This window comes from Buttiauxella noackiae (assembly GCF_000737905.1).
Classification (GTDB): domain Bacteria; phylum Pseudomonadota; class Gammaproteobacteria; order Enterobacterales; family Enterobacteriaceae; genus Buttiauxella; species Buttiauxella noackiae.
Window position 1 is genome coordinate 23,998 of record NZ_JPRU01000002.1, and the last position, 19,450, is coordinate 43,447.

Annotated in this window: 5 protein-coding genes and 1 other RNA gene; 5 read left to right on the plus strand and 1 reads right to left on the minus strand. The window is 53.6% G+C overall.

Features of this window, described 5'->3' with window-relative positions; all coding sequences use genetic code 11:
- Positions 1 to 514 precede the first annotated feature (514 nt).
- The 5 genes from IX31_RS08625 (at position 515) to ssrA (ending at position 18,440) form a co-directional block, all read left to right on the plus strand.
- On the plus strand, positions 515 to 13,105 hold the full coding sequence (locus IX31_RS08625; protein WP_034457336.1) for a BapA/Bap/LapF family large adhesin: 12,591 nt from the start codon (positions 515 to 517) through the stop codon (positions 13,103 to 13,105).
- Positions 13,106 to 13,259: 154 nt separating this feature from the next.
- Positions 13,260 to 14,666: a TolC family outer membrane protein gene (locus tag IX31_RS08630; protein WP_034457337.1), complete on the plus strand. Its 1,407-nt coding sequence runs from the start codon at positions 13,260 to 13,262 to the stop codon at positions 14,664 to 14,666.
- Positions 14,663 to 16,849 carry a type I secretion system permease/ATPase gene (locus tag IX31_RS08635; protein ID WP_034457338.1) on the plus strand — a complete coding sequence of 729 codons (2,187 nt, stop codon included), beginning with the start codon at positions 14,663 to 14,665 and terminating at the stop codon, positions 16,847 to 16,849. The genes IX31_RS08630 and IX31_RS08635 overlap by 4 nt, the downstream gene beginning before the upstream one ends.
- A 7-nt stretch (positions 16,850 to 16,856) precedes the next feature.
- Positions 16,857 to 18,020, plus strand: a complete 1,164-nt coding sequence (locus IX31_RS08640; protein WP_122974029.1) for an HlyD family type I secretion periplasmic adaptor subunit — start codon at positions 16,857 to 16,859, stop codon at positions 18,018 to 18,020.
- A 57-nt stretch (positions 18,021 to 18,077) separates the two neighbouring features.
- Positions 18,078 to 18,440: a transfer-messenger RNA gene (ssrA, locus tag IX31_RS22290) on the plus strand.
- Positions 18,441 to 18,620: 180 nt separating this feature from the next.
- Here ssrA and uraH read toward each other — a convergent pair.
- Entirely contained in the window at positions 18,621 to 19,022 is a 402-nt protein-coding gene (gene uraH, locus IX31_RS08645) for a hydroxyisourate hydrolase (protein ID WP_034457340.1), read from the minus strand.
- Between the last annotated feature and the right edge of the window lie 428 nt (positions 19,023 to 19,450).

The window sequence follows — 19,450 nt, forward strand, 5'->3', positions numbered from 1 at the left end:
AAAACAATTAATTACCCTCGCCAGAATAACCACCCAAATACAATGGATATTATATTATTGATGACGGGACATTCAAAAATAGACAGAAAAACCTTCAATAACTTGAATAAATACATAAAAATCAAACAGATAACACGGTAACCATCTATTTTTAACTATAACAAAAACTCATGGATTATTGGCATCTCGTTAAAAAACTCTCTTATTAACCGATTCTAAAACATTTACTTAGGGTCCCTTAATTTGCGCTTTCATGTTTTCCTGTCTATATCTTCATTATCCCCGAAAAGAAATGATACAAAAGTATGAATTTTACATTTAAATAAAGTGACACTCCGGTAGAAAGTAAACACATATCAATAATGTTAGTCGTCAATATTCTGATGTCCGGATTCGTTCGCTTTAAATTTTATAAATGCGTGAGATTGCTATAACAATTTGTTCCGGGGAAATTATTCGCAAGATTAAGCATTTCTAAAGACTACCCCTGTTCACACCGACTGGAGTGATAACAATGCGTTCAATATCAATCATCTCAAAACTTACTGGCGTAACGAACAATGTTGAAGCCTCTGAAATTACGCTAACAGCTCCTTCTATTGTCGAACTTAAAGCCGAACGCTCTGATATCGCCAGCATCGCTCGAACTAACCAGGATATGGTTATCACTCTTCGTGACGGCGAAGTCATTACCGTTAAAAATTTCTATGCTTATGCCGATCAAGGTGGCAACCAACTGGTGCTCGAAGACAGCAAAGGCGCATTGTGGTGGGTGCAGGATACAGATTCAGTTTTTCACTTCGAGCATATCAACAATATTGATGATCTGATGGTTGCCACTGGAGCAGAAAACCACGGCGGCGCAGCTATTTGGCCGTGGGTTTTAGGTGGCGTAGCCATTGCCGGGGGCATTGCGCTAGCCGCAGGTGGTGGCGGCGGCGGCGGTGGCAGTGATAACTCGAACAATGGTGGTAATTCAGCAGGTACACCAAATCCACCACCTCCAACAGGTGATACCACGCCTCCTACGGCGCCGACAAATTTGAATGTTTCAGCAGACGGTAAAACGATCACCGGCAAAGCGGAACCCGGCAGCACGGTGACAATCACAGATCCCAATGGTCAAATTATCGGAAAAGGGACCGCTGGCAGCGATGGCACTTTCACTATCCCGCTAAAGAAACCACAAATCAGCGGTGAAGATCTGACAGCTCATGCTACCGATCCCTCCGGAAACACTGGCCCTGATGCCACGGTCATTGCACCTAATATTCCATTACCGGATGCACCTACACTCACCAATGTAGTGGATGACGTCGCACCAGTACTCGGCACCGTCCCGAAAACTCAATCCACTAACGATAATACCCCAACGCTTCAGGGCACTGGCCAGGCCGGAACAACCGTTCATATTTATGATGGCGACAAAGAAATTGGCACCGCAGTCGTTGATGTTAGCGGCAACTGGAGCTATACCCCAACTACCGCGCTATCTGATGGCTCTCATTCATTTAGTGTTACGGCAACCAATGCCAAAGGTGAAAGTACTCACTCGGCAAGTTACACGGTTACCATCGACACCGTTGCACCCGAGGCTCCCGCAATCAATCAGCTACAAGATGATGTCGGTAGCATCAAAGGGTCCATTGTTAGCGGTACATATACCGATGAAACAGCCCCAGTAATCCACGGTACCGGAGAGGCCGGTGACAAAGTCACCATCTTTGATAACGGTATTCAGATCGCTCAGATCATGGTTGGCAGTGATGGAAAATGGAGTTTCACACCTTCCCAACCGCTCGCTGACGGCAGTCACACCATCACTCTGATTCAAACCGATGCTGCAGGTAACGTAAGTAAAACAACGACCAGTCCGACATTTATCGTCGACCACACCCCTCCTGATGCTGCCAAAATCACTAATGTGAGCGAGGATGGCACCAAAGTGACGGGAACTGCCGAGCCAGGAACAACAGTTACTATCACAGGTGCCAATAACGTTGTGCTTGGAACCTCAGTAGTGGGTGCCAATGGCAGCTTTACTATTATCCTCACCCCTGCTCAGACGCACGGTGAATCATTAACCGCAAACATTCACGATCGCGCTGGTAATGTCGGGCCAGATACCAACTTTGATGCATCTAACTCTAATTTTCCAACCGTACCGGTACTTGCTACCGTGGCTGACAATGCCGGAACAATTACCGGCAACCTAACAAACGGCCAGGCTACAGACGATAAAACTCCGACGCTAAGCGGAACGGCTGAAGCTGGAACGACAGTCACTATCTATGACAAAGGTATATCGATAGGAAGTGTAACGGCTGACGGCACGGGGCACTGGACATTCACTCCTACTGCGTTGCCTGACGGCCAACACGTCTTTACCTTAACCGCGACCAACAGCAGTGGCACCAGCGGAACCTCGTCTGGGTTCACCGTTGCAGTTGATACAGCAGCCCCCACAGCTCCAACAGGTCTGGTTGTTTCAGACGACGGTTCGCATGTCACTGGTAGTGCCGAAGCTGGCAGTACCGTCACCATTACCGATAGCAATGGAGATCCTATTGGCAGTGCTATAACCGGTGCTGATGGCAAATTTAATGTCACCATCAACCCACCACAGGTCAACGGTGAAACACTGGAAGCGACGGCTACCGATCCTGCGGGCAACACCAGTGGGCAAAGCTCCGTCATAGCACCCGATCACACCCCGCCGAGCATCCCGATCATTACCGAGCTATTGGATGATGTGGGCACAATTACGGGGCCCATCGCCAATAATGGCGTGACTAATGATGCCCAACCCATGCTTACCGGTACGGGGGAAGCGGGCGACACCATTACGATCTTCGACAAAGGAACACAGATTGGTCAGGTTACGGTAGGCAATGATGGTAAATGGAGTTTCACCCCAGGTACGCCACTGACAGAAAGCGAGCATGTACTGACAGTGCAGCAAAGCGATGCTGCGGGCAATAAAAGCCCCCTCGTCATCGGCCCAACGTTTACGGTTGACCTCACACCACCAACAGCCGCAGTTATCGACAGCATTAGCCTGAACGGGACAACGGTTAGCGGGCATGCCGAATCGGGCAGCACAATCACTATTTTTGATGCCAGTAATAAGTTACTGGGTACGGCTTTGGTCGGCGCTGATGGCAAATTTACTGTCAATATTTCTCCTGCGCAGACACACGCTGAATCACTGAGCGCACATATTCAGGACGCTGCAGGTAATGCAGGCCCTAATACGCCTTTTACTGCTTCTAACTCTCAATTCCCAACTGTGCCTGAACTGGACACCGTTACCGACGATGCGGGAACAATAACTGGCACGCTAAACAACGGGCAATCAACCGATGATAAAACCCCGACGTTAAGCGGTTTGGCTGAAATAGGAAGTACCGTAACTATATATGACAATGGCATTCTCTCCGGAACCGCTACAGTTGACGGAACTGGCCACTGGAATTACACACCACCAGCAATACTCGATGGCCAACACGTCTTTACTTTAACCGCGACAAATAGCAGCGGTACCAGCGGCGTATCCCCTGCGTTTACCGTCGTCGTAGATACCCAGGCGCCACTAGCACCAAATGGTCTGGATGTCTCGGCTGATGGCACTATCGTCACCGGTAGCGCAGAAGCTGGCAGTACAGTCACCATAACTGACAGTAACGGTGACCCTATTGGTAGTGCTACAGCCGGCAATGATGGCAAATTTAGCGTTACCATTGATCCGCCGCAGCTTAACGGAGAAACGCTCGGTGCTACAGCAACCGACGCGGCTGGAAATAAAAGTCCTAATGCCACGGTTGTTGCAGAAGATCACACTGCTCCACTCGCACCAACCAATTTATTGGTTTCAGCCGATGGCGAACATGTCACAGGTAATGCTGAACCAGGCAGCACGGTAACCGTCACAGACAGTAAAGGCGTGGTTTTGGGTACGGGCACGGCTGATGTCAACGGAGACTTTGATGTTACTCCGCTCGCACCTGCACAACTCAACGGCCAACCGCTGCTGGTTACTGCTGCTGATGCCGCTCATAACACCAGCCCAAGTGCTACCGTCGTGGCACAAGACCACACCGCACCTGATGCCCCAACAAATTTACATGTAAATGAAGAAGGGACAGTCGTTACCGGGAGTGCCGAACCAGGCAGTACCGTTAAGGTTACCGATGCTAACAATGTTGAATTGGGAAGTGGTACTGCGGGAGGTGACGGTACGTTTATCGTATCGATTACCCCTCCACAAACCAACGGTGAAATACTCGGCGTTTCAGCAACAGATAACGCGGGTAACCTCGGGCCTAAAGCACCTGTTGACGCCCCAGATACAACAGCACCATTAGTACCTGTTATCACTCATGTCATTGATGATGTTACCGCTCATACGGGCGATTTGACCAACGGCCAGACCACCAACGACAGCAAACCAGAAATTCAGGGCACTGCCGAAGAAGGCTCGACGGTAAAAATTTATGACAACGGCGTATTCCTGGGCAGCACAATTGTGGGGGCTGGCGGGGTCTGGAGCTATACTCCAACAACGGTTCTTGGCCAGGGCTTGCACAACCTGACGGCTACCGCGACCGACGCCGCCAATAACACCAGCCCGTCCGCCTCGTTCAGTGTGGTTGTTGACACGATTGCACCGCAGGCTCCAGCCATCACGCTGGTTAACGACGACGCAAGCCCGATTACCGGCCCAGTCCAGAACAACGGCTCGACAAACGATCAAACCCCGACCATTCACGGCACTGGCGAACCCGGTTCAGTCCTCACGCTTCTGGATGGCACAACAACACTCACCACGCTGACGATAGACTCGTCCGGCACCTGGAGTTTTACCCCAACAAGTCCGCTGCCCGTTGGTGGTCACACTTTCACTGTCGTTGCCGAAGATGCGGCGGGTAATATCACGACTCCATCAGCCGGATTCACCATCACCGTTGATATCGCGCCCCCCGCCACTCCCGTCATTACTTCGGTTCAGGACAACATCGGCACGGTTACCGTACCAGTGGCACAAAATAGCGCTACAGATGACACTAAACCTCAGGTTAACGGCACCGCAGATGTGGGTTCAACGGTCACCTTGTATGATGGAACAACGCCTGTCGGTAGCGTCGTTGTGGGCAGCGATGGCACCTGGAGCATCACACCTGCCCAGCCATTGAGCGAAGGGCCGCATACGCTTAATGCTATCGCCACCGATGCGGCCGGTAACGCAAGTCCTGCCGCCACTTATAACCTGACGGTGGATACAACACCGCCTGACGCGCCGTTTATCCTTTCCGCAGAAGGTGAAGTCGGTGGAAATACCGCCACACTAACCAGCGGCGGCAGCACACAAAGCGGCAGCCCAACACTCACCGGTACTGGCGAGGTCGGGGCCACAATCACTATTTATGATAACGGCGGTACCACGCCGATTGGCACGGTGAAGGTTCCCGCGGGTGGAACCTGGACATTTACCCCAACGCTTGGCGAAGGCGACCATACGCTAACCGCCGTAGCGACAGACCCTGCGGGTAACGTCGGCCTGCCGTCTGCCGGATTTGTCCTGACCGTTGATTCTCTTGCTCCAACCGCACCGGGCATCCCAACAGTTACCGATGACCAGGCTCCGGTGCTGGGCGCAATCAGCAATAACGGCAGCACCAACGACACCACGCCGACCATCTCCGGAACAGGCGGCACGGCTGGCGATACCATTACAATACTGGATAAAAACTCGCCAATCGGCACCACCGTTGTGAGAGCAGATGGGAGCTGGAGCTTTACACCCACTACGCCAATCAGCGGGCCAGCTCATTCTATTAGCGTGACTGAAACCGACCTGGCCGGTAACACCAGTCCGAAATCCGGCGCGGTGGCTTTCACCCTGGACACCACCCTACCCGATGCGCCAACCATTACCTCCGCAGATGATAACGTCGGCGCAGTGCAGTTGCCGCTGGGAACAGGAAGTACCACCGATGACAACACGCCGACATTCCATGGCACTGGCGTAAATGGCGATACCATTACGTTGTATAGCGGTAGCACAGTTATCGGGACTGCAACGGTATCTGGTGGAACATGGGCGATCACCACAACAACACTGCTTGACGGTGCGCAGACAATTACGGCAAAAGCCACCGATGCTGCGGGTAACGTCAGCGATCCTTCAGCCAACTTTACGTTGACGGTTTACACCACGCCGCTCGCCGCCCCGGTTGTGACAGAAGTTGTTGATAATGTCGGTGTGATTCAAACACCGTTGGTGAATGGCAGTTACACCGACGACACAACGCCGACATTCAACGGCACAGGCACCGTTGGCAGCACCGTGTCTGTTTACGACAATGGCGGAACTACGCCGATTGGTACTGCAATCGTCAAGGCGGATGGCACCTGGACCATCACGCCAACGACCGCGCTCCCAACAGGCGTAAGCGATCATGCGTTTACCTTTAGCGCTACCGATGCTGTCGGGAACACGGTGGCATCACCGAATCCCATTCTTTTACATATTGATACGGTTGCGCCAAATCCGCCGCAGGTTAATGCGCCAGATCCAACGGGTACGCTGGTGAGCGGGACTGCCGAACCTGGCTGCACGGTGATTATCAGAGATGCGGGTGGTGTCGAAATCGGCAGAGGACTTGCCGATGGCACAACAGGAGCATTTACCGTAACCGTTTCTCCGGCACAAACCAGCGGCCTGCAGCTCTCCGCCATTGCGCAGGATCCAGCGGGTAACCAAAGCCTGGAAACCGACTTTACCGCTTCCAACTCTGGCCTGCCGCAGCCACCGGTTATTACCCAAGTGGTGGACGATGTACAACCAGGAACAAGCGATCTGTTGTCAGGGCAAAGCACCAACGATAACCAGCCGACGATCCACGGAACGGCGGCGAACGGTGCCCTGGTGACTATCTACCTGGATGGAGAAGAGTTTAGTGAAGCTATCGCTGATGCCACCGGGAACTGGAGCTTTACCCCCAACGAGGCATTGAGCGACGGGCCACATACCTTCGAAGTGATCCAGACAACCACGGACGATCAGACCAGCGGTCGGTCGCCAGGCTTTACGCTTAACATCGACACCGCCGCGCCGACGATCCCGGAAATCACCTCCGTCACTGACGATGTGGCCCCAATAACGGGCAACGTCACTAGCGGCCAGGCGACTAACGATCCGCGCCCAACTATCACCGGATCGGGCGAAGCCGGTTCAACTATCACGATCCTTGATAACGGCGCTTCAATCGGCACCGCTGTAGTCGGTGCTGGCGGCACATGGACGTTTACGCCGTCAAACGATCTGACTAACGGCTTGCATCCAATAACCGTCACCTCAACAGATGCCGCCGGAAACGTAAGTGTCCCTTCTGCCGGTTTCACAGTCAATGTTGATACCGTCACAACTGCGCCAGTCATCACGACGGTGACAGATGACGCAGGCACACCAGGCCCGGTGGTGTCCGGCGTACCGACCAATGACAGCACGCCGACCTTTACCGGCACGGCGGAGGCAAATTCCACCGTAACCATCCGCGACAACGGCACGGTCATCGGCACAGCCACGGTTGATGGCACGGGTAACTGGACTTATACCCCGACCCCACCGCTAACGAATGGCAGCCATACCCTGACTATTACTGCCACCGATTCAGCAGGTAATGTCAGCCCGGCAACCACATTTAATGCCGTTGTCGATACTATCGCGCCCGTCGTCCCAGCCATTACGCTGGTTGTGGATGACCAAACGCAGCCGGGCACTGACCTGACATTAACCAACGGTCAGTTGACCAAAGACACCCTCCCCACCATCAGCGGCACCAGCGAGGCCAATGCCACCATCACCCTGTACGATGGGACAAACGCCGTCGGCACCGTCCAGGCAGATGGCACTGGCGCATGGTCATTAGTCCCTAATGCACCACTGCTTCAGGGCAGTAATACTTTGACCGTTACCGCTACCGACGCTGCGGGCAACATCAGTAATCCGTCGTCGCCATTCGTTGTACAGGTGGATTCTGTCGCACCAATCGCGCCAGTCATTTTGACCGTGACTGACAACACCGCACCGAATATTGGGCCAATCACTAGTGGGCAGCCGACTAATGAAACGCGACCAGCGATAACCGGTTCAGGCGAAGTCGGTTCTACCATCACCGTTTACGATGGCAACACGGCACTTGGCACGGCAACTGTTGGTGCCGGTGGAAACTGGAGCTTTACACCGCAGACTGCACTGAGTAGCGGCCCGCATAATCTGACCGTCACAGCCACGGATGCAGCAGGGAATATTAGTGCGCCATCTGCTGGCTTTAACGTGCTGGTCGATACCTCTACGCCTGTCGCGCCAGCCATAACTACTGTTGCTGACGACGTGGGTTCAGCTACCGGTAATTTAACCAGCGGGCAAGTTACGGACGACACACGTCCATTGATTAGCGGAACAGCGGAAGCGGGGTCGACGGTCAATATCTACGACAACGGCACGTTAATTGGCACCGCAGTTGCAACAGGAGGCGCATGGAGCTTCACACCACCAGCAGGGGCACCATTAGGTAACGGAAACCACACCTTAACGGTCACTGCCACCAACTCCGCAGGCAATGTCAGCCCACCATCTGCTGCATTCAATATCGTTATTGATACAGCGGCTCCTACCGCACCGATTGTTATTCAGGCTTTTGATGATGTTGGCCCGGTCACTGGGCCATTGGTCAGTGGGCAATCCACTAACGACAACAAACCGACATTGAGCGGAACGGCGGAAGCTAATTCCACGGTCAAGATTTACGATAACGGAATCTTCCTTGGCACCACAACCGCCACAGCAACCGGCACATGGAGCTTTACACCGACGAATCCACTGCCGGATCTCGTTCATGTTTTCACTGCCACCTCTACCGATGCGGCAGGCAACCTTGGGGCTGTATCAGGCAGTTTCACACTGACTATCGACACTGGAACGCCAAACACGCCAGTGCTGACGTCAGTGGTTGACGACGTTGCCGGCGGGGTATTTAACAACCCGCTGAACAACGGACAGGTCACCAACGATGCCCGCCCAACGCTGAACGGCACTGCCGAAGCGGGCAGCAACGTCGCCATCTTTGACGGGGCGACACAAATTGGCACCGTGACAGTTCCTGCGGGCGGCAACTGGACATTCACGCCAACCACCCCACTTACCACTGGCCTGCATACGTTCACCATTACTGCAACGGACGCAGCGGGTAACGCCAGCACCGCATCCACCGGCTTTGCCATTACGGTAGATACCACCGCGCCAACGCAGCCGGTTATCACGTCGATTGTTGACGATACTGGAACCGTCACCGGCCCGGTCGCCAATAACCAGGCGACTAACGATACCCTGCCAACGCTTAACGGCACGGCAGAAGCGGGCTCGACCGTGGCTATTTATGACAACGGCACATTTGTGACCAACGTTACCGCCAGCGGCACAGGTGCCTGGACTTACACCCCAACCGTGCCTCTGCCAGAGGGCAGCCACTCATTCACCGTTACCGCAACAGATCTGGCGGGCAATACCAGCGCCCCTTCTCTGGCTGCGGCGATTTTGGTGGACACCACACCACCAGCATTACCGACCGGAATGACGGTAAACGCAACCGGGACAACCGTCACGGGGACAGCCGAAGCGGGCAGCACCGTGACGATTACCACCAGCACCGGAACAGTTCTCGGCACTGCAACGGCTGACGGTACAGGCATTTTCAGCGCGACAATAACGCCTGCGCAAACCAACTCCCAGGCGCTGCTCGCCTACGCCACGGACAGCGCAGGTAACCAGGGGCTTTCCGCAGGATTTACCGCACCATCAACCGCGCTTCCAGGTGTGCCGGTCATCACCAGCGTTGTGGATGATACGGCTCCTGTAACCGGAACCGTGGCGAACGGGCTAAGCACCAACGACAACACGCCAACGATTAACGGCACCGCGGATATCGGCGCGACCGTCAACGTCTATAACAACGGCGTGTTGATGGGCACTACGGTTGCGGGAGCTGGCGGCATCTGGACTTACGCCCCAAGCGCACTCAGCGAAGGAACGCACAACTTTACCGCGACAGCTACCAACGTGAATGGCACCGGCAGCCCGTCAGTAGTGGCGACGGTCATCGTTGATACCATTGCGCCACTCACTCCAACGGCAACCATCAGCGCCGATGGCTTCACCATCAGCGGCTCCGCCGAAGCCAACAGCACAGTGACAATTACTCTGCCTGGCGGCGCAACGGTAACAGTAACCGCCAATGGCAGCGGAACCTACAGCGCAACCCTGCCCACTCGCGAAATTGGCGGCGAAGTGCTCACCGTTAAAGCCACCGATGCGGCGGGCAACGTCTCGCCATCCGTCAACGCAACCGCACCGATTCTGCCGCTTGCCGCAGACGATAACGTCATCAATCTGGCGCTCAACAGCACCGCAACCGTTACGCCACCGGTTCATTACAGTGACTACGGCACTCTATTGGTCGGCGCATTGGGCAACACGTTGTCCGTCCTCGGCAACGACACCGCACAGGTTGGGTTTACAATTGCCGCTGGCGGAACCGGGAATATCACGATTGAAGCCGCAGCGACGGGCATTGTGCTTACTCTGCTCAACACGCTGGAAGTCGCCGTTCAGAAATATGATGCTGGAACAAATAGCTGGAGTACGGTTATTGACTCATCGTCACCGCAGTTTGCGAACCTGCTCACGCTGGGGGCCAGCGGCGTGACGATGAACATCACCGGTCTGGGAGAAGGCACCTACCGCGTGGTGAGTTACAACACCAGCTTGCTGGCAACCGGTTCACTGACCAATCTTGATGTGAGCGTCGAGCAAGTCAGCGGGGGAACAATCACTGGCGGGACGACGCATCCAGGTAACGTGATTACCGATATCGACCCGAACAGCGGCCAGGACACCGCGCCTGTGGGAACAGTCGTCACCTCAGTGACTAACGCACAGGGCGCAATTACGGCGGTTGGAGCAGGCGGCGCGGATATCCAGGGGCAATACGGCACGCTGCATATTAATCAGAACGGCAGCTATACCTACACCTTAACCAACACGTCGGCCTCGGTGATTGGACACACCGAAAACTTCACCTACACCATCACTTACAACGGCACGACCGCTTCGGCTCAACTGGTTGTAACGCTGGGTAATCCAACGCCAGCCAGCACGGTGACCGCCACGGATAACACGGCGTCGTTGGCATACAGCACAGATGTTGAAGCGGTGAACCACGGCGCTTCGTCGCAAAGTGGTTTGTCCGTGCTTAGCGTTGGCGTGGGCAATGTGTTGAGCGCGAATCTGCTCGCCAACATGTCCAACCCGATAATCTTTAATGTCGATGAAGGCTCGACACGCACCATGACACTACAGGCGAGTGTTGGCGGGGTGGCGCTACTGTCCACTTTTGATCTCTACATTTATAAGTTCAACGATATAACCCAGCAGTTTGAGCAGTATAAGGTACAAAAAACCTGGCTTACCGCGCCGTTGCTGGGCGGGACTTCAGGGCAATTAACGTTAACGCTGCCGGGCGGCGAATATCTGTTCCTGCTCAATAACGCCAGCGGCGTGTCGGTGCTGACGGGCTATACGCTCAATATCCTGCAAGATCATACCTATACCGTTGAAAGCGAGAGCGCCACGACGACAGGTAACGTCATGCTGGATGATGTCGTTCCAGTAAATAGCCACATCACCCAGGTAAACGGCGTTTCCGTCGCCGCCACAGGGACGACAACCATCAACGGCGAATACGGCGTGCTGACCATTGATGCCAACGGCAACTACACCTATAAGCTGAATGCGGGTGTGGGCGCGGATAGCATCAAAACGCCGGATAGCTTCGTTTATACCGTGACCGCGCCAAACGGCGATACCGGCACCGCATCGCTGAATATCACCGCAACGCCACACGCGGTAGATGCGGTTAACGATACCAGCGCGTTAATGGCGGTAAATACGGCGCAAAATACGGCGGTTTATTCGGATACCACCCTCGGCCAGGCGCAGTGGAATGCAGCGCTGCTGGCAACTACGCATGGCAACGGCAGCGGTACTTTTGTGGTGGATACCAATACCGTCCTGCACAACCCGGTGCTGCACTTTGCCGTCGCCTCGCTGTTGGCGCTGGGCGGGCTGTCGGTCAACTGGTCTATCACAGATGGTTCAGGCACGGTGGTGAGATCCGGTTCGTTTAACGGCAGCATCCTGTTGGGAGGCACGGCGAACATCGATCTCAGCGGGTTGGATCTCCACTCCGGCACCTACACGTTGAGCTACACCGGCAACATGGGACCACTGGCGGCTGGCGGCATCACCGTCACACCAACGATCACCGGCATCGCTCTCGATCTGGACAGCTACTCAACGCTGGCTGGCAGCACCGTTCACGGCAATATCTACGACGGTACTGATGCCTCTGGTGCAGTAGATCAGTTGGGCAGCGTTCACACGCTGATGAGCATTACCGGATACAACGGCGTCACCACCACACTTGATCCGCTGACCAACAGCAGCTCTACCGCTACGATTCAGGGGCATTACGGCACGCTGGTGATGGGCATTGACGGCTCGTACACCTACACGCTGAACGCTGGGATTTCGCCTGCGGCAATTACATCGAAGGAGACATTTAATTACTCCCTGAACGACCAGAACGGCCATACCGACAGCGCCACATTGACCATCAACATGAACCCGCAGTTTGTCAGCACCGCGCAAAGCGATGTGATTAACGGCTCGGCCTACGGCGACACGCTGGTTTATCACCTGCTAAACAGCGCGGATGCCACAGGCGGCAACGGCGCAGATACCTGGAGCAACTTCACGCTGGCGCAGGGCGACCAGATAAACATCCACGACCTGCTGGTGGGCTGGAACCCTGCAACATCAAACATCGCCAACTATCTGACCGTCACCACCAGCGGTAATAACACCGTTATTTCCATTGACCGCGACGGCACCGGCGCAACCTACCACGCCACCACACTTGTCACCCTGGAGAACACGCATACCACGCTCGATGAACTGGTACAGCAAAACCATATTGTTACCTGATAGTCAGCACAAAATCCCCGGGCGCAAAGATGCCCGGGGAAACAAAAACATAATCGGTGGATGGCGCTGGCGCTTATCCCCCCAACAACACCGATTAGGTGGTCGGATAGGCGCAAGCCGCCACCCGACATTAAACATTTTATAGGGATAAAATATGGGAAGATTACAGCCGGTCGCGTTATGGCTGGCATGCAGCCTGTGTGTAGCCCAGACGTATGCCGATGACACTCCACAGTTCATTTCCACGCAGGGACTTGCCGAACAACAAGAACTCCCTGCACTTGACGGCTCTTCTTCACTGCCGCTAAACGCCCCCGCGCCCGGCACTCTCACCCTAAACGATGCGGTAAACCGTGCTGTTACCTGGCACCCGAGTATTCACGAAGCCATCGGCAAACTCGCAGGCCAGTCTGAACAAGTCAACGTCGCAAAATCGAAATACTATCCACAAATCAGCGCGGGTATGAACAACGGCTATAGCAACAGTTACACAGACAGCGGTTTTAGCCCGTCATTAGTGTTGTCCATTTCCCAGATGCTCTATGACTTCGGCAAAGTCTCAAGCCAGGTGCGCGCTGAAAGCGCAGGTGTTGCCCAGGAGCAAGCCAACGTACTGGTCAGTATTGATAACGTCGGCCACGATACCTCCGTCGCAATGGTTCAGGTGCAGATGTGGCAGCAGATGGTGGACATTGCTAAAGAACAGTTAGATGCCTTGAGTGCGATCGGCCATTTGACCCAGCAGCGTAACGATGAAGGCGCCACGTCAATGTCAGACGTGGTGCAAACCAATGCACGTATTGAGTCCGCACGTTCACAGCTGATTCAATATCAGGCTAACCTCGACAGCTCTCAGGCCACATTAATGAGTTGGCTGGGGTGGAATAACCTCAACGGTATCAGCAACGAATTCCCCGACAAACTTGGCAAAAGCTGTGATGTTGCCAAACCGGACGACCGCCTGGTGCCCGCCGTTCTGGCGTCCTGGGCACAGGCAAGTGTTGCACAGGCTAACCTCGATTACGCCAATGCGCAGATGACACCGACTATCTCGCTGGAGCCTCAGGTTCAGCACTATCTGAACGATAAATACGCCAGCCATGAAGTGTTGGATCGCACCCAATACTCTGCGTTTATCAAAGTCGAAATGCCGCTTTATCAGGGTGGCGGTTTGACCGCACGCCGCAATGCCGCAAGCCATGCGGTTGAAGCGGCGCAATCCGGCGTTCAGCGTACACGCCTTGATATTCGCCAGAAGCTCATGGAGTCGCGTAGCCAGGCTCTTGGCCTGATGGGGGCAATTCAGGTTTTACAACGCCAGGAAGAGTTAAGTGCGCAGACGCGCGAGTTGTACCAACAGCAATATCTCGGTTTAGGCTCACGCCCACTGTTAGATGTGCTCAACGCCGAACAGGAAGTCTTCCAGGCGCGTTTCGCTCAGCAACAAACACTCAGTCAACTTCATCAATTGCAGCTCAACTGCCTGTATAACAGCGGCCGGTTGCGCAATGCATTTGGTCTGGAACATCGCACCATCCAGTCACTGGAGATCCAGCCATGAGCAACATACCCCCACCGGTTGATGAACAACTTACCGAACAAGCACTGAGCAACTGGGCGCATGCTATCAGCCATGTTGCTGCACACTATCGCGTCGTATGTTCGCCAGGCACTATTCAGGCTAACGCGCCGTGGTTTAAAGATAAGGGCCTGCTTTCGGCCCTGACACAGTTATCGCGCCAGGCCGGGCTTTCATTTCACCTATTGAGCGCTCCTGAACTCGCAATTGCACAATGGCGACTGCCCGTTATTGTCGACTTAAAAAATGGGCAACTGGCGGTTATCGAACATTTTGACGGTGAGGATACCGTTGATATCTGCGTGATTGATAATGAACGCCAGACCAACCGTGTAGCACTCAGTGAACTCCTGCCAGAAATCCGCTTTGTTGCTGCTCTGCGCCCACTTTCAGCGCTTAAAGATAGCCGTGTAGATGCGTATATCTCGCGCTTTAGCCCGGACTGGCTAAAACAGCTGGTGATGCAGGATTGGCGGCCCTACGGCCCGGTGATGTTCGCGGCGTTCCTCGTCAATGTGTTGTCACTTTCCGGCATTATTTTCTCGATGCAAGTCTACGATCGGGTGATCCCGGCGCAATCATATCCCACCCTTTATGTGCTTGCGTCCGGCGTGATGCTGGCGGTGGTATTTGGTTTTTTGCTGCGCGTGGCGCGTGGCCATATTATGGATGTCCTCGGCAAGCGTGCAGATATGCGCGTTTCCGACCGCGTTTTCAGCCATGCGCTGCGCCTGCGTAACAGCGCGGTTCCCCGCTCTACCGGCAGCTTTATTTCTCAGCTTCGCGAGCTAGAACAGATCCGCGAAATGATCACATCATCGACGATCTCAACGATCGTCGACTTACCGTTCTTTTTCATGTTTATCATCGTTCTTGCGATCATCGCGCCACAGTTGGCATGGATAGCCCCGGTCGCCGCGGTCTTGATGGTGCTGCCAGGTATTCTGCTGCAAAAAAAGTTGGCTATGCTTGCCAACCAGTCGGCGCATGAATCGACCTTACGCAATGCGGTGTTGGTCGAGAGCGTGCAAGGGCTGGAAGATATTAAGCTCATGCAGGCGGAAAACCGCTTTTTGCAGCAGTGGAACAGCTACATCCGCATTACGGCGGAATCCGGTCTGCGCACCCGCCAACTGTCACAAGGATTGATTAGCTGGGGAATAACCATTCAAAGCCTGGTGTATGCGGCAGTAATTTTGTTTGGGGCGCCACTGGTCATTGAAGGTGATATGACAACCGGCGCAATGGTTGCCGCCTCTATGCTTGCATCGCGCATGATTGCGCCGATGGCAAACCTGTGTGGCGTGCTGGCCCGCTGGCAACAAGTCAAAGCGGCGAAGCAAGGGCTGGACAGTATTATGCAGTTGCCTGTGGAAACTCAGCGCGACGAAAGCCTCGTGCACCAGGACATCTTTCACGGCCATTATCTGTTTGAAAACGCGCAGTTTCGCTACCATAGCGACGACCAACGCATTCCTTTACGCATCACTCGTTTAGAGATCCAGCAAGGTGAAAGAGTGGCGGTGCTGGGGCGCAACGGCGCAGGCAAATCCACACTCTTGCAGGCTTTAGCTGGCGGGGTCGATTTAGTCAGCGGTGACGTGCGCCTCGACAATCTGAGCATGACGCAAATTGATATGGCTGATTTAAGGCGCAACATCGGTTTCCTGAGCCAGAACGCTCGACTGTTTTACGGCACGCTGCGTGAAAACCTTACCCTGGGCGCACCGCATGCCAGCGATGAAGCCATCTTCGAAGTGCTTGAAATTAGCGGCGCAGGCAACTTTGTAAAGCATCTGCCAAAAGGGCTCGACCACGCCATTATGGAAGGCGGAACCGGGCTTTCAGGCGGCCAGCGTCAGTCTATCCTGTTGGCCCGCATGTTATTACGCTCACCCAATATTGTGCTGCTCGATGAGCCCACAGCTTCGCTTGACGATCATACCGAACGCGAATTTATTCAGCGCCTGGGGCAATGGCTCGGTAATCGCACTTTGATAGTCGCCACACACCGTGTACCGATGCTGGAGCTGGTGGAACGTGTGCTGGTACTTAAGGAAGGACAACTGGTGATGGATGCACCAAAAGCGCAGGCTCTGAGTAATAGCCGCGCCGCCGCGCAAGCAAACGGACGGGAGTGGAAAAATGAAAATCAGTCAGCGTGATGCCGCCATTGACGACCCGGATATTCAGCGAGAAAGCGAGTTTTCCGGGGCAAGCCGCATTATCATCCTCAGCGTTTTACTGTTTATTTTGCTCGGCGTCTGGGCGTGGTTTGGCACACTTGATGAGGTTTCGACCGGTACCGGGAAAGTCGTGCCTAGTTCACGTGAACAAATACTCCAGTCCCTCGACGGCGGTATTGTCACTGAAGTATTAGTGCATGAAGGCGACAAAGTTCAGGCAGGGCAAATTGTTGCCCGGCTTGACCCAACACGCTCAGAATCAAACGTTGGCGAAAGTGCCGCACGTTACCGCGCATCGCTTGCCTCCAGCGTGCGGCTTAATGCGGAAGTAAGCGATCTCCCGCTGGTCTTCCCTGATTCACTCAAAGCCTGGCCGGATCTCACCGCTTCCGAAATGCGCCTGTATAAAAGCCGCCGCGCACAACTCAATGACTCTACAGCGGATATACAAGATGCGCTGGTATCGGTTAACAAAGAGCTGGCGATAACTCAGCGCCTGGCAAAAAGCGGTGCCGCCAGTAACGTTGAAGTGCTGCGCCTCCAGCGGCAAAAAAGCGACCTGCAACTCAAAATCACCGACCTGCGCTCGCAATATTATGTGCAGGCACGTGAAGAGCTTTCCAAAGCGAACGCCGAAGTAGACATGCTTTCCGCAATTATCAAAGGCCGCGAGGATTCAGTGAGCCGCATGACAGTGCGCGCCCCCATGCGTGGCATCGTAAAAAATATCCAGGTGACCACCATCGGCGGCGTTATCCCCCCCAACGGTGAAATGATGGAAATCGTCCCGATTGATGACCATCTACTGATTGAGGCTCGCCTCTCGCCGCGCGACATCGCGTTTATCCACCCAGGGCAGCGCGCGCTGGTGAAAGTCACCGCCTATGATTACGCCATTTACGGCGGGTTAGAAGGTGAAGTAGAGACTATCTCCCCGGACACCATTCAGGACAAAGTTAAACCTGAAATCGTCTACTACCGGGTATTTATACGCACCCAACAGGACTACCTGCTGAACAAAGCTGGACACCATTTTTCAATTTCGCCAGGTATGGTCGCCACCGTCGACATCAAAACCGGGCAAAAAACCATCGTCGATTACCTGATTAAACCGTTTAACCGCGCCCGTGAAGCGCTGCGCGAGCGTTAACAGGGATGAGGGGTAGTCAGTGGAGCTACAACTCTGTTATACTTACAAAACACTTGTGGGGCTGATTCTGGATTCGACGGGATTCGCGAAACCCAAGGTGCATGCCGAGGGGCGGTTTGCCTCGTAAAAAGCCGCAAAAAAATAGTCGCAAACGACGAAAACTACGCACTAGCAGCTTAATACCCTGCTTAGAGCCTTCTCTCCCTAGCTTCCGCTCTTAAGACGGGGATCAAGAGAAGTCAAACCCAAAAGAGATCGTGTGTAAACCTTGCCTGGGGTTGAAGCACTAAAACTAATCAGGATAGTTTGGTAATGGCGTGTCTACCCGCAGTTGCCCGGCGAATGTAAAGATAGACTAAGCATGTAGTACCGACGGCGTAGTAATTTCGGACGGGGGTTCAACTCCCCCCAGCTCCACCAAAATTCTTTGTTGATGGTCACCAGAGCCTGATATGAAGTCCTGAAAGCCCGCACAGCGTAAGCCTTGCGGGCTTTTTTGTATCTGTGATTTGTGCTGTTTACCCTTCCCATAAAACAAAAAGCCACCAGCAAATGCCAGTGGCCATCTATAAACTCAGAAACAATTAACGATGATTGCTCTTAACTACCCCGGTAAGTTGAGTAACCGTATTGACTCAACAACAAAGGGATATGGAGCTTTTGATTCGTACTGGTGACGTTGAAAATCACAGGAACTGATGGGAAGAATGTTCCCTGATTATTTGCCTTGAAATAATCCCCCACTTTAAAGGTCACTTTATAGATGCCTGGTTCCATATCACCATTCGTCGGGAAAAGTGATTTGATTCTGCCACCGGTATCCGTTTTTGAAGTCGCAAGATGCTTCCAGGAAGAACTCTCTTGTTTGTCCAGTTCCACGACTACGCCCTGGGAAGGCAAACCAGTCTGTTGATTGAGAATGTGAACACTCAGTGTTCCTTCTGGTGCTGCAAGTGCACTGATGCTAATCAGGGAGAGAATTGAAGCTGCTAAGATTTTCATTGCGTTAACCTGTTGTGAATTTGTTAACGAATTATATGAACCTACACGCATAATAAAATTAAACTTTTTGTTATATGTCTGCATCTTTAAGACTGAAATTGCCGTTCATTACAGAAAACTCTGCCGTAAGAAAATCATCAAGGGTTAGAGGGAGTGCGTGAATAGTCTGCAACTTATGTAACCCATAAAATTCTTTGGAAAACAGCTCGCATTCCGTCTGTTAGTGGGTTGGTTAACATTTCCGATTTACGTTATAGTCAGCGCCGCTGCGGCAAAATCCGCAGCCGGGTTTCGCAGCCTGGAAAAACTATAAGGATTCACTTGATGTTATGCATTGAGTGTCAATGTCTCCGCGCACCTGTTGGATGCACAGTTCAAAAACTGTACACACCAACTTCAATGGTGGCTCAGGCAGGGCAGCCTTCGGG

Coding starts and splice junctions, on each gene's coding strand:
- IX31_RS08630 (WP_034457337.1), top strand. CDS start 13,260: ATGGGAAGATTACAGCCGGTCGCGTTATGGCTGGCATGCAGCCTGTGT.
- IX31_RS08625 (WP_034457336.1), top strand. CDS start 515: ATGCGTTCAATATCAATCATCTCAAAACTTACTGGCGTAACGAACAAT.
- uraH (WP_034457340.1), bottom strand. CDS start 19,022: ATGAAAATCTTAGCAGCTTCAATTCTCTCCCTGATTAGCATCAGTGCA.
- IX31_RS08635 (WP_034457338.1), top strand. CDS start 14,663: ATGAGCAACATACCCCCACCGGTTGATGAACAACTTACCGAACAAGCA.